Raw genomic sequence first — 13342 nt, 5'->3', positions numbered from 1 at the left:
GAGAGGAGAAGTGACGCACACCACACAGGTGCGCGGCCCGCCGTCGCGTGAAGTGGAGTACCCTCGGCGACTCCGCCCACTAGTCAAATTTGAGGAATCTGACATCGCTGTGCACAGGCACCCTGCGGCAACGCCCTCCGAGATCGCCGAACTGTCCCGCTGCTGCGCGGTTTTCGTCCCCGCGGATCCGGCTCGTACCGGCAGGATCGCGTTCTGGGATCCGGACGGTAGCACCCCTTCCGACACCCCCGGGACCACGTCGGAACTGACCGTGGTCGGAGCCGACCTGCGGCCCCGTACGGTTTCGGCACTGCACCTCCCCGTGCGGGACGCGCTGCCGGTGCTGACCCGGGCGCGGGCCGCCGCACACGCCTCACCCGCCACCGCCTTCTGGGGCGCCGCCTCGCTTCTGGCTCTCCAGTTCGTGGCCCGCGGCCTGCTGCTGCCGGGGCTGAGCGCCACCGACCACGACGCCTGGCGCATCGGCCCGTTGGGCGCCGAGGATCTCGAACGGGTCCGGGAGCTGGCCGCGTCGATGCCGCCGACCGCGCACGCGGTTCCGGTACCGGCCGACGACACCGCGGGCGAACCGTTCCTGCCGGAACCGGAGCGCCTGCTCCGCGCGTTCCTCGATGCCGTGGCCGACGCGATGCCCCGTACACCCGCTGCCGGTTTCGTCACCGCCGGCCCCGCGTTCGCCGCCCGGCAGCCGCACCGTCTGCCCGAGGGGCGGGCCTGGGCCGCCGATGTGGCGGCCGGTCACGACGCGGGCGTACGGCTCTCGTTGCGCATCGAGGTCATGGGCGTGACCTCGCGGGCGAGCGGCGCGGACGTGACCCCGGAGGCCGGCTCGGAAGCGGTACGGGCGGAGTCCGGTCCGGACGCCGTCGTTCCGGGCGCGGCGGCTCCGTCGTTCCGGGCCGTGCTGCAGATCCACAGCGTCAGCGATCCCTCGCTGGTCGCCGATGCGGCCGAGGTGTGGGCGGGCGGCTCGCGGACCGCGACCGCGTTCGGGCCGCGGGCCCGGATGGACGCCCTCCTCACCCTGCGGCGGGCGGCCCGCGCCTGGCCTCCGCTGGCGCCGTTGCTCTCCGCCGCGGTGCCGGACTCGGTGGAACCGGCCGACGAGGAGATCGCCGAGCTGCTGGGGTCCGCCTCGCGTGCCCTGGCCGCCGCCGGGGTGCAGGTGCACTGGCCCAGGGAGCTGTCCAGGAAGCTCACCGCGCGCGCCGTGATCGGCCCGGACGACACGGACAGCGACGACGCGGACAGCACGGGCCGGCAGGGCGACGGGCAGCGCGGACGTACCACCGCGGAGATGCCCTCGTTCCTCTCCGCCGACGCCCTGCTCTCGTTCGACTGGCGGTTCGCCCTGGGCGACCGGAAGCTGACCCGCGAGGAGCTGGACCGGCTGGCCGAGTCCTCCAGGCCCATCGTGCGGCTGCGTGACCAGTGGGTGCTCATCGACCCCGAGGAGGCGCGCCGGGCCCGGGAGACCCAGGACCGCAAGGTCACCCCGATCGACGCGCTCGGCGCGGTGCTGACCGGTTCGACGGAGGTGGACGGCCGCCGTGTCGAGGTGGCGGCGACCGGCTGGCTCCAGCGGTTGCGGGACCGGCTGGCCGATCCGGAGTCCGCCGCCCAGCAGGCGATCGGTCAGCCCGAGGCGCTCACCGCGACCCTGCGCGACTACCAGCTGCGCGGTCTGAACTGGCTCGACACGATGACCTCGCTCGGCCTCGGCGCCTGTCTGGCCGACGACATGGGCCTCGGCAAGACGATCACGCTCATCGCCCTGCATCTGCACCGGCAGAGCGACCGCGACGCGGCAGGACCGACGCTGGTGGTGTGCCCGACGTCGTTGATGGGCAACTGGCAGCGGGAGATCCAGAAGTTCGCCCCGGGCACCCCTGTCCGCCGCTTCCACGGCGCGTCGCGTTCCCTGGAAGACCTGGTGGACGGCGAGTTCGTCCTGACGACCTACGGCACGATGCGCCTGGACGCGCCCCGGCTCGCCGCCGTGTCCTGGGGCATGGTGGTCATCGACGAGGCGCAGCACGTCAAGAACCCGCACTCGGCGACGGCCAAGCAGTTGCGGACGATCGGCGCCCGGGCCCGGGTCGCGCTCACCGGAACCCCCGTGGAGAACAACCTGTCCGAGCTGTGGGCGATCCTGGACTGGACGACGCCCGGTCTGCTCGGCCGGCTCGGCACCTTCCGTACGCGGTACGCCGCCGCGGTCGAGGGCGGCGACGACCCGGGCGCCGCCGAGCGACTCGCGGCGTTGGTGCGGCCGTTCCTGCTGCGCCGCCGGAAGTCCGACCCGGGGATCGCGCCCGAGCTGCCGCCGAAGACCGAGACCGACCGGGCCGTGTCGCTGACGCCGGAGCAGACCGGTCTCTACGAGGCGGTGGTCCGCGAGACCCTGGCGGAGATCTCCGCCGCCGACGGTTTCGAGCGGCGCGGTCTCGTGATGAAGCTGCTGACGGCGCTGAAGCAGATCTGCAATCACCCGGCGCAGTACCTCAAGGAGGAGCAGCCGAGGATCGCGGACCGGTCGGGGAAGATCGAGCTGCTGGACGAACTCCTGGACACGATTCTGGCCGAGCAGGGTTCGGTCCTGGTCTTCACGCAGTACGTGCAGATGGCCCGGCTGCTGGAGGAGCATCTGACCGCGCGCGGAGTGGGCACGCAGTTTCTCCATGGCGGTACGCCGGTGGCCCGCCGCGAGGAGATGGTGGCCCGCTTCCAGGCGGGCGAGGCACCGGTGTTCCTGCTGTCCCTCAAGGCGGCGGGCACCGGGCTCAACCTCACCCGGGCCGGTCATGTCGTGCACTTCGACCGCTGGTGGAATCCGGCGGTCGAGGCGCAGGCGACGGACCGGGCGTACCGGATCGGCCAGACGCAGCCGGTGCAGGTGCACCGGCTGATCGCCGAGGGCACGATCGAGGACCGGATCGCCGAGATGCTCGCCCGTAAGCAGGGCCTCGCGGACGCGGTGCTCGGCTCCGGCGAGGCGGCGCTGACCGAACTGACCGATGCGGAACTGGCCGACCTGGTCGAGCTGCGAGGGGGCGCACGATGAGCGACGCGTACGAGGACGCCTACGCATACACGTACGAGGACGGGTACGGAGAAGAGTCCGGGACGGGCGACAGGGACGCCTCGGACAGAGAGAACGACGGCGACGACGGGGCGTCCCGGGACGGCAGGCGCGGACCGGAGCGTACGTTCGCGGCGTTTCCGCCGGCGCAGGGCCGGGGGTTCGCCACGTCCTGGTGGGGCCGGGCATGGCTCAAGGCGCTGGAGGACACGGCGCTCGACGGTCAGCAGCTCAAGCAGGGGCGGCGGCTGGCCCGGGAGGGCAGGGTCGGTGCGGTCTCCGTACGGCCGGGGCGGATCACGGCGGTGGTACGGGACCGCGACGGCTCGGCCCACCGCAGCGACGTCCTGCTCCAGCAGCTCGGCGCGGGTGCCTGGGACCGGTTCCTGGACATGGCGGTGGACCGGGCCGGGCACATCGCGGCGCTGCTGGACCGGGAGATGCCGCCCCATCTGGTGGAGGACGCGGCGGGCGCCGGGGTCGATCTGCTGCCGGGCATCGGCGATCTGGAGCCGGAGTGCACCTGCGGTGCCTGGGACCACTGCCCGCACTCGGGTGCGCTCTGCTACCAGGTGGCGCGGCTGCTCGACGAGGATCCGTTCGTCCTGCTGCTGATGCGCGGGCGCGACGAGCGGCGGCTGCTGGACGAGCTCCAGGTGCGCAGCACGGCCCGCGCGGTCCGTGCCGGCGACGGCGGGGAGCAGGCCGACGCTGTCGAGGAGCGGGAGGTTCGCGGGGTCCCGGCCGGGGAAGCGTTCGCGGCCGCCGGGATCCTGCCGCCGCTCCCCGCGCCTCCGTCGGCCCCCGAGGAGCCGGGGCTCGGGCCGTCGCTGGACACGGAGACCGGACCCGTGCCCGGCATCGACCCGGCGGCGCTGGAGGTGCTGGCGGCCGACAGCGCGGTGCGGGCCCGCCGGATGCTGCTGGACGCCCTGGCTCCGGGGCATGGGGGACAGCCGCTCCCGGTGGAGCTGACCCCGCGGCAGGATGCGGTGCGGCTGGCCGCGGACGCCCGGCCGGAGCCGCGGTTCGGGGCCCGGCTGGCCACGGGGTCGGGCCGGCCGCACGCGGACCTGAACGCCGCGGTCCGTGCCTGGCGGTACGGCGGGGTCGCGGCACTCGCGGTGCTGGACGAGGAGTGGGCACCGGACGCGGAGCAGCTGGAGCGAGCCCGCGCCCGGCTCGGCGCGGCGTGGGAGGAGGGCGAGCGGCCGACGCTGCGGGCGAGCGGGCGGGCCCGCTGGACGGTCGTGGGCGCCGACGTCCAGCTCCGGTTCGACCCGGACGGACGGTGGTGGCCCTACCGCAAGGAGCACGGCCGTTGGGTGCCTGCCGGGCCGGCGGACGACGACCCGGCAGGAGCGTTGGCGGGAGCGGAGGGCGGGGCGTAGGAGGCTACGGGCGCGGCGGAGCGGGGCGGTCATGGCGGGCTGAGGGTCCCGGTGCTGGGTGCCCGCCGCCGGATCCGGCCTGGGCTGGGCTGGGCTGTGCTGTGCTGTGCTGCATGAGCGGAGAGGGCAGGGCCGGAACCGGGGGCAGGAATCAGCAGGTTCGCCTGACGCGTGCGGCGCTTGCCCTGAGCGGGGAAGCGGCGCGGCCGGACGGGCACGGGGTCTGCACGGGTCTGCACACGCATCCGGACGCTCGTCCGGACCCGCGCCCGGGCGGCGGTTGCGGGAACCGGATGCCCGGCGGACTCGTCATCCGCATCGGCAGGGGGTGATCCACAGGGCGGGCACCACCTGCCCGGTTCCGGCCTTGTGCCGCCTCCCTGCCCCCGCTCCGCACCCGCCCGTCCCCCGGCCTCAGGAGAGCTGTTGCACCGCAGAAGGATCATTCAGGGCACTGCCGCGACGCTGGCGGCGGCCGTCCTGCCGTCCTCCGCCCGGGCGGTGGCGGCCCCGCAGGGCCCCACCGATTTCGCGACGGCCCTCTGGTCCCCGGCCGCGCCCGCCAACTACACCGTTCCCGCTCACCCTTCGGAGCGCCGGGTCGACCGGATCGTCATCCATGTCGCCCAGCAGTTGTTCACCCCGACCACGGGCATCTTCCGGAGCCCCTCCAAGCAGGTGTCCGCGCACTACGTCGTGCGCTCGGGCGACGGCCATGTCGCCCAGTGCGTACGCGAGAAGGACATCGCCTGGCACGCGGGCAACTGGACCTGGAACACCCGGAGCATCGGCATCGAGCACGAAGGGTGGGTGGACCGCCCGGAGTTCTTCACGGACATCATGTACCTGCGGTCCGCAGGGCTCACCGCGGAGATCTGCGAGCGCCACGGTATTCCCAAGGACCGGGAGCACATCGTCGGCCACCACGAGGTACCGGGCAGCGACCACACCGACCCGGGCGTCCACTGGGACTGGGAGCGCTACCTCCGGCTCGTCGCCGCCGCCGTCCCCGTCACCTGAGCCGCCCCTCCCCATCCCCCGTAGTGATGACTCTCCGCACCGAGGTTGTCGCGGAGACCCACGGCGACGACGATGGGTGGGCACGACGGCCCTGGACGGGAGGGTGGAGTTGACGGATCCCTGGGTGGCCCTGGCGGCGGACACCGATCCCGGCGAACAGAGCGGTGCGCTGCGCCGCGCCCATGACGTGTTCACCTCGGCGGGACGGCTGGAGCGACCGGTCCGCGCGGTGGTCGGCGCGTCCTGGCGGCGCTCGGCGCGAGCGCGGGTCAGCCCGGACGACGCCCCGGCGGTGGAGCTCGGCCCGGACGAGCTGGGCCCCTACCGGGACGCGCATCCGCTGGCCCGTGCGATGCCCGTGATCCGTGAGCTGATGGGCGCGTACGCGACGGACGGGGAGCATCTGCTGGCGGTCTGCGACGCCCACGGGCGCCTCCTGTGGGTCGAGGGCCACACCGCGGCGCGGCGACGGGCCGGCCTGATGAACTTCGTGGAGGGCGCCCGCTGGGCCGAGTCCGTGGCGGGGACGAACGCGCCCGGTACGGCGATCGCGGTGGACCGCCCGGTGCAGGTCTTCGCGGCCGAGCACTTCCTGCGGCCGGTCCAGCAGTGGACCTGCGCGGCCGCTCCGCTGCACGACCCGCACACGGGCCGAGTGCTGGGGGCCGTGGACATCACGGGCGGAGACCAGCTTGCCCATCCGCACAGTCTGGCGTTCGTCCAGGCGGTGGCCCGGGCCGCCGAGTCGCAGCTCGCGCTGCTGGCCCCGCCAGCGGACGTCGAGACGGTGCGGCTGGGCGCGCTGGGCCGGGACGAGGCGCTGCTGGTGGCACGGGGGCGGCGGCTGCGGCTCAGCCGGCGGCACAGCGAGATCCTGGTCGCCCTGGCCCGTAGGCCGGAAGGTCTGAGCGGTGACGAGCTGTTGATCGAGCTGTACGAGGACGAGTCGGTGACCCCGGTGACACTGCGGGCCGAACTCTCCCGGCTCCGTCGGCTGCTGGGGCCCGATCTGCTGGACTCGCGCCCGTACCGGCTGGCCGTTCCGGTGGACGCCGACTTCGACACGGTGACGCGCCGGCTGGCCTCGGGCGCGGTGGCGGCGGCGCTGGACGCGTACGCGGGCCCGTTGCTGCCGGGTTCCCGGGCCCCGTCCGTCGTACGGCTGCGGCGGCGGATCACCGAGCAGCTGCGGGCCGCGCTGATCGCCCGGGGTGATCCTGGACTGCTCGCCGACTGGGCGTACAGCCCGTGGGGCGAGGAGGATCTGCCGGTGTGGCGCGCGCTGGCCGGGGCGGTTCCGGAGGACCAGCGGCCGGCGTTGCTGGCCCGGGTCCGGAGCCTCGACGCCGAACAGCGCGGCTAGGGCGTGTCCGGCCTTCCCGCGCGGGCGGACGACGCCCGGGCCCTCGCGTCGCCGTGCGGAATGACCGCTTCCCCCGAGCGACGGCTCCCTCCTCCCCCGCCCGCCGTTGCAACGCCCTTGCAACGTCGCCGTCCCTAGCCTCGCGCCGAGGGCCGTCCAACGGCGGGCGGCACCGGATCCGGGAGGCCACAGAGATGACCCGTTACGCTGCGCCGGGCACCGAGGGCGCGATCGTCACGTACGCGTCCCGCTACGACCACTGGATCGGCGGGGAGTACGTCCCGCCGGCCCGGGGGCAGTACTTCGAGAACCCGAGCCCCGTCAACGGCCGCCCGTTCACGGAGATCGCGCGCGGCACGTCCGAGGACGTCGAACTGGCCCTGGACGCCGCCCATGCGGCGGCTCCGGGCTGGGGCGCCACCTCCGCCGGGGACCGGGCCTCGGTGCTGAACAGGATCGCCGACCGGATGGAAGCCCATCTGGAAGAGCTGGCGGTCGCCGAGAGCTGGGAGAACGGCAAGCCGGTGCGGGAGACGCTGGCGGCCGACATCCCGCTGGCCATCGACCACTTCCGGTACTTCGCGGGGGCTCTGCGCGCCCAGGAGGGTTCGCTCAGCGAGATCGACGACGACACCGTCGCGTACCACTTCCACGAACCGCTGGGCGTGGTCGGCCAGATCATCCCGTGGAACTTCCCCATTCTGATGGCCACCTGGAAGCTCGCCCCGGCGTTGGCCGCGGGCAACGCGGTGGTCCTCAAGCCGGCCGAGCAGACGCCCGCCTCGATCCACTACTGGCTGAGCCTGGTGGCGGATCTGCTGCCGCCGGGCGTCGTCAACATCGTCAACGGCTTCGGAGCGGAAGCGGGCAAGCCGCTCGCCTCCAGCGCCCGCGTCGCGAAGATCGCCTTCACGGGTGAGACCACGACGGGGCGGCTGATCATGCAGTACGCCTCCGAGAACATCAAGCCGGTGACCCTGGAGCTGGGCGGCAAGTCGCCGAACATCTTCTTCGACGACGTCTCGCGCGCCGACGACGACTTCCTGGACAAGGCCCTCGAAGGGTTCACCATGTTCGCCCTCAACCAGGGCGAGGTGTGTACGTGCCCGTCGCGCGCTCTCATCCAGCGCGGCCACTACGGCGCGTTCCTGGAGGCGGGCATCGCCCGGACGGAGCAGATCGTGCCGGGTCACCCGCTGGACACCGACACGATGATCGGCGCCCAGGCCTCCAACGACCAGCTGCAGAAGATCCTTTCGTATCTGGACATCGGGCAGCAGGAGGGCGCGAAGATCCTCACGGGTGGTCAGCGCATCGAGCACGGCGGCGAGTTGGAGGGCGGCTACTACGTCCAGCCGACGGTGTTCGAGGGCGACAACCGGATGCGGGTCTTCCAGGAGGAGATCTTCGGTCCGGTGGTGGCGGTGACGTCATTCACGGACTTCGACGACGCCATCAGCACGGCGAACGACACGCTGTACGGGCTGGGCGCCGGGGTCTGGACCCGCGACGTCAACACGGCGTACCGGGCGGGGCGCGGGATCAAGGCGGGCAGGGTCTGGACGAACTGCTATCACGCCTATCCGGCGCATGCCGCGTTCGGGGGCTACAAGCAGTCGGGCATCGGCAGGGAGAACCACAAGATGATGCTGGAGCACTACCAGCAGACGAAGAATCTGCTGGTGAGCTACTCGCCGAAGAAACTCGGGTTCTTCTAGGGGCACCAAAGAAGGCGCCTGACCTGGGGTTTTCCCGAGTCAGGCGCCTTCATGGAGTGGTACTCCCCTCCCACAAGGGAGGCTTCGAAATACCCCCCTTCTCCCATTTCATCCCACCAGTATCCCAGTCCTGACCAGCAGTTCCGGGCCATACACGGGCCAGATTGCGGCTCAGCCCTAGGCGGTGTCTTCAAATGATCATCGTTGGTGGATCATGGTGTCGTGATACGTCGTCATGAACTGTCTGATGCTGAGTGGGAGTTCGTCCGGCCGTTGCTGCCCGTGTCGTTGCGGGGGCGGAAGCGGCTGGATGACCGCAGGGTCCTGAACGGGATCGTGTGGAAGTTCCGGACCGGGACGGCCTGGCGGGATGTGCCCGAGCGCTACGGGCCGTGGGCCACGCTGCATACGCGTTTTCGCAGGTGGGCGGCGGACGGGACGTTCGAACGGATGCTGCGGGCCGCGCAGGCGAGGGCCGACGCGGCGGGCGACATCGAGTGGCTGGTGTCGGTCGATTCCACGGTCGTCCGGGCCCACCAGCATGCTGCCGGGGCTCGAGGGGCTCTGCGACCCGGCCCTCGGCCGGTCAGGGCGGTCTGACCAGCAAGGTGCACCTGGCCTGCGACGGCCGGGGCCGTCCGCTCGGCTTCGTCGTGACGGGCGGCAACACCAACGACTGCACCCAGTTCACCGCCGTGATGGACGCGATCAGGGTGCCCCGGATCGGCCCCGGCCGTCCCCGCGTCCGGCCCGATCACGTCCTGGGCGACAAGGGCTACAGCTCAAGGCGATCCGCACCTGGCTCCGCCGCCGCGGCATCCCCACACGATTCCCGAGCGGGCCGACCAGATCGGCAACCGGGCCCGGCGGGGCAGCCGCGGTGGCCGCCCGCCGGCCTTCGACCGCGAGGCCTACAAGCACCGCAACGTCGTGGAGCGGTGCTTCAACCGTCTGAAGCAATGGCGCGGCATCGCCACACGCTACGACAAGACCGTCCAGTCCTACGAAGCAGCCGTCACCCTCGCCTCACTCCTGATGTGGGCGTGACATTTGACGACAGAACCTAGGGGCTGCTGTCTTCGCTGCGCCGGCTCCACTCCTGCATCGACTCCTCGATGAGCCGGTTTGAATGCTCCTGAAGACCGTCAAGGAACTTGGCGTAGTACTGGAAGAGCACTTGGATGCCCTGGCCGGCCCGGCGCGCGCATTCGGCAGGATCCACGCCGGAGTGCAGCCAGAACGAGATCCCGGCGTGCCGGAGGTCATAGGGCCTCTTGGCGAGCATCGTCGGCTGCTCGTTGGGAGTCAGGACCTTCTTACGGGCCCGCTCCCACGTCTTGCCGTAGGCCGCTGCATCAACGTAGCCGCCGGCCGCATTGCGACACACTCGGCCAACGGGCGCCACGCCGAAGCGATCGATGTGTTTTCGCCATGGCCGCGTAGTACATGCAGCCGAAGAACGCCTCAAGGTGCGGGCCGCGGCCCTGTTGTCTGCCAACAGCGGTCAGCAGCCGAGCAACCTGGGTCGGGTTCGGCACGCAGGCCGGGTCCACTTTCTCGCTCACCCCAGGAGCCTGCCACTTGAGCCTTGCGAGCGGACTCTCCGCGAAGTATCCCTTGTCGACGGCAGTCCCGAGGACCTCGCTGAAGGCCGATCGCTTCCGCAGGGCGGTCTTCGCCGCGGCGGACTCTCTGTCGGTCTTCCGGCCGAGCGCGTCCAACGTGCTGCGCACGACGTCTGGTGGTGGCGGGTGCAAAATTGGCCAGGGCACGACGGACGAGTGTTGCCCGGCGTTCGGTCCCATCGCTCATTGGTGTAGGCATGAGCCAGGTCGTACCAGGTGAACCGCTGCCTAATGGCGCGGGTCTCGGAGGCCGGCAGACCCGAGGCGCACGTAGTGCAACAGATCGCAGGGGCCGGGTCGAACCCCACGTCTCCAGTGCACGCAGCGTGCTGGTGCGGTGCCGCTCCACGATGACGCGCTCTTCTGCTGTGCGAAGGCGCCAACGGCGCCAATTCCCCTGGTCCAGTTCCGTCACCAGCGGCTCCGAGTTCCGGTACACCTCGGCGGTCAGCGCCCGTCTATCGTCGCACTGGAAGTCGGCCCACCTGCCGTAACGCACCTCAGAGGACCGCTGCACGTTGGCCGGGATACGGCCCTGGCAGGGCCTGGACGTGGGGCATAGCTCGAAATGGTCTCGGGCCCCGCCCCACGTCCGGGCCCTGCCCGGGGTTCTCCGTTTCGCTGTCAGATCCGTCCGCGTGCCAGTCGGGTCAGCGGGCCCATCGGAGGCTTCGCGGTCGAACGGCCGATGGCGAACGCCGCTCCGGCGACGCCGGCCACGCCCGCCGTGGCTCCGGCGGCGACCGCCTTCCGGTGCTTGACGACCGCCCAGGCCGTGGTGGCCGCGCTCGCGGCCTTGGCCGCGTTGGCGGTCACGGCCTGCTGCCCACTCTGGAGGCCGGCGGCCGCGGCACGGCCGACTCGCCGGGTGGTCTCACCTGCCGCCCGTGCGCTGTCCGACGCCGAATCCTTGGCGCCCTCGGCCGCGGACCGTGCCTCGTCGGCCTGCTTGCCGGTCTTCTCCGCAGTGGCCCCGGCCGTTTTGCGGGCCGTGGCGGCTGGCTTGCGGGCGGTGGCGGCCCTGCCCTTGCGCGGGGTGGAGTTCTTCGCGTGCTCGTCGTCGGTAGTCATGGCCTCCTCCTTGCCTTGCGTTGTGTGATGAAACCTGGGTCCGGCTGGCTCAGGCGCCGTTGTGCGGCAGCAGTGAGCCGAGCGGCCCGAGGTCGAGATTGAGGTCGTCCATCGTCAGGTCGTAGCGGTCGCACAGCTCCGTCATGCGTTCGTGCAGGATCATCAGCGTCATACCGATCCGCTCCTCCTGGGGCTCGCTCAGGTCGCCCTGATCGACGCGGTGGATCGCGGTGCGCTCCATGAGCTGGCGGAGCAGCTCGACGATGGTGAGCACCAGTTTGATGAGGTCTCGCTCCACGGTGTCCGGATCGGTGTGCAGACGCTGGGCTGCCGCCGAGGGTCGTTGGCCGTCCGGTGGCGCGGAGCTGAGCCCGAATGCCTGCATAGCGGCTCGTGTCACCTGCTCAGCCGCAATGGCAGGCGTGCCCGCCGGGTCTCGCGCCCGGTCGTCCTCGGTCATCGGGTTGTCCTCCTCGCCGGGGCGCTTCGGTGGGGTGTGTCACCGGTGAACTGCCTCACCACGGCCCCGGCTCCTCACCGGTGATCGACCGGATCACCGCTCGCAGGTTGATGTGGACGAGGTCCACATCGGCGATGGACAGGACGAGGTCGCCGGTGAGGACGGCCCCGCCGTTCAGCAGGCGATCCAGGAGGTCGATCAGGGCGACGGGCGGGCCGCCCCGGGTATCGCTCTCGCCGAGAACGCCGCCGATGATGTCCGTGCTCACCGTGGGCCACCGCCGTCCGCGCCCTCCGCCGTAACAGCGGTCGCGAACGAGTAGGGCGCCCACGGTCCTGTCACCTCGACCGCCACCCCGGGTACGCCCTCGGTCAGGGCGGAAAGCTCCCGGCGGAGCTGCTCCGTATGCTCCCGGGGAACGAGATAGGCCTCGTTGGTGACGTTCACTCCGGGCCGGGAAGCAAGCTGCCCCTGTTGCGGACGGTGCACCGCCCGTGAGGCGGCCACTCCCTCCGCCAACCGTGCAGCACGGGCGGCCAGGTCGGATGCTGTCCGGTAGGCGTCCTGGCTGTCGCGCTGTTGTGCCTGACGCTGCCGCAAGTAGGCGCGGCCCGCCCCGGCACCGGACGGCGTCGCCATGGTCGGCGCCGGGGTGGCTGCCGCACGGGGGTCGGCGTAGACCTTCACCCCCAGCTCCACGTGCCCCTCCAGACGGCCCAGCAGCTCCCGGAATTCGCTGCGTTTCCTGACCAGCATGTCGGCCACCCGAGCGTCGTCCAGATAGACCGTGGCCAGTCGCATCGGCAGGACGGAGGTCTCCGCGAACGCGGCGTCCACCACCGCGTGGTGGACCCGGGCCACGACTTCGAGCCGGTCCAGATCCTCCAGCTGCGCGGTGAGGCCCTGCTTGCTGAACGTGTTCGACGGCACGCCGGAGACGAGTGCGCACAGCCCGCCCCCGCCCACGGGACGCAGGGGCCGTCCGTCCACGCCGGGCAGCCGGGCGGCGAGCCCGTCCAGGGCGGGGCCCTCACGGCCGACCGCGTAGACGTAACTCATCTCCCCGACGCCTCCGCCCGGGGCGCCGACGGGTGCGTTCGGTCCGGTGTTCATCGTCGCTCCTCCTCTTCGGCCGGGGTCGCCTGGGCGTCGGCCGCAGCGGGGCCCGGGATCCCGGCAGCCGACCGAAGACGAGCCAGTTCGGCACGGAGTTGCTCGTTCTCATCGGCCAGCGCGTCCCTCCCGGCGCCGGCCTCGGCCTCCCGCGCGGGGCGGGCCCGTGAGGAGAGCGAGGGATCGTGCTCCCACCAGTCGATGCCCATCTCCTTGGCCTTGTCGACGGAGGCGACGAGCAGGCGGAGCTTGATGGTGAGCAGTTCGATGTCGAGCAGATTGATCTGGATGTCACCGGCGATGACGATGCCCTTGTCCAGCACCCTTTCCAGGATGTCGGCGAGGTTGGCCGACGAGCCCTGCTGCCCGTATGCCGGGCCGGCCCCCCGGGGCGGGGCCGGCAGCCGGCCGGCGAGTGAATCGGACACGGTGTCTCACGCCTTTCCGTGGGGTGTCGGTGCCGGGTCTGTGCGCGGGC

General features: G+C 71.8%; 11 protein-coding genes and 1 pseudogene. 6 read left to right on the top strand and 6 right to left on the bottom strand.

The features are described from left to right. Positions 1–109: 109 nt before the first annotated feature. From KV381_RS35440 to KV381_RS35415, 6 genes and pseudogenes are all read left to right on the top strand, one after another. Entirely contained in the window at positions 110–3085 is a 2976-nt protein-coding gene (locus tag KV381_RS35440; RefSeq protein ID WP_030627896.1) for a DEAD/DEAH box helicase, read from the top strand. Beyond that, a complete protein-coding gene (locus KV381_RS35435) occupies positions 3082–4494 on the top strand; it encodes an SWF or SNF family helicase (RefSeq protein ID WP_030627899.1) in 1413 nt (470 codons plus the stop codon). Before KV381_RS35440 ends, KV381_RS35435 begins: the two co-directional genes overlap by 4 nt. Before the next feature lie 426 nt (positions 4495–4920). Beyond that, positions 4921–5514: an N-acetylmuramoyl-L-alanine amidase gene (locus KV381_RS35430; protein ID WP_030627902.1), complete on the top strand. Its 594-nt coding sequence runs from the start codon at positions 4921–4923 to the stop codon at positions 5512–5514. A 109-nt stretch (positions 5515–5623) separates the two neighbouring features. Beyond that, a complete protein-coding gene (locus tag KV381_RS35425; RefSeq protein WP_030627905.1) occupies positions 5624–6877 on the top strand; it encodes a GAF domain-containing protein in 1254 nt (417 codons plus the stop codon). 194 nt (positions 6878–7071) lie between these two features. Then, positions 7072–8595: an aldehyde dehydrogenase family protein gene (locus KV381_RS35420; protein ID WP_030084733.1), complete on the top strand. Its 1524-nt coding sequence runs from the start codon at positions 7072–7074 to the stop codon at positions 8593–8595. A gap of 225 nt (positions 8596–8820) precedes the next feature. After that, positions 8821–9642: pseudogene (locus tag KV381_RS35415) on the top strand (IS5 family transposase). Between the two features lie 16 nt (positions 9643–9658). Here the strand turns inward: KV381_RS35415 and KV381_RS35410 are convergent. The 6 genes from KV381_RS35410 to KV381_RS35385 all read right to left on the bottom strand — a co-directional run bounded on the left by KV381_RS35410 (position 9659) and on the right by KV381_RS35385 (position 13292). Continuing rightward, a complete protein-coding gene (locus KV381_RS35410) occupies positions 9659–10000 on the bottom strand; it encodes a hypothetical protein (protein WP_234024645.1) in 342 nt (113 codons plus the stop codon). A gap of 844 nt (positions 10001–10844) precedes the next feature. Further along, entirely contained in the window at positions 10845–11291 is a 447-nt protein-coding gene (locus tag KV381_RS35405; RefSeq protein ID WP_030627910.1) for a hypothetical protein, read from the bottom strand. Positions 11292–11340: 49 nt separating this feature from the next. Further along, complete coding sequence (locus KV381_RS35400; protein ID WP_032786702.1) at positions 11341–11751, bottom strand: gas vesicle protein K; 411 nt, start codon at positions 11749–11751, stop codon at positions 11341–11343. Positions 11752–11806: 55 nt separating this feature from the next. Continuing rightward, entirely contained in the window at positions 11807–12019 is a 213-nt protein-coding gene (locus KV381_RS35395) for a gas vesicle protein (RefSeq protein ID WP_030084738.1), read from the bottom strand. Beyond that, positions 12016–12864, bottom strand: a complete 849-nt coding sequence (locus tag KV381_RS35390) for a GvpL/GvpF family gas vesicle protein (protein ID WP_030627916.1) — start codon at positions 12862–12864, stop codon at positions 12016–12018. The genes KV381_RS35395 and KV381_RS35390 overlap by 4 nt, the downstream gene beginning before the upstream one ends. After that, complete coding sequence (locus tag KV381_RS35385; RefSeq protein WP_030084740.1) at positions 12861–13292, bottom strand: gas vesicle protein; 432 nt, start codon at positions 13290–13292, stop codon at positions 12861–12863. The genes KV381_RS35390 and KV381_RS35385 overlap by 4 nt, the downstream gene beginning before the upstream one ends. Positions 13293–13342 lie beyond the last annotated feature (50 nt).

The organism is Streptomyces sp. WY228 (genome assembly GCF_019287315.1).
Taxonomy (GTDB): Bacteria; Actinomycetota; Actinomycetes; order Streptomycetales; family Streptomycetaceae; genus Streptomyces; species Streptomyces caviscabies.
This window is presented reverse-complemented; position numbering and strand designations above follow the sequence as displayed.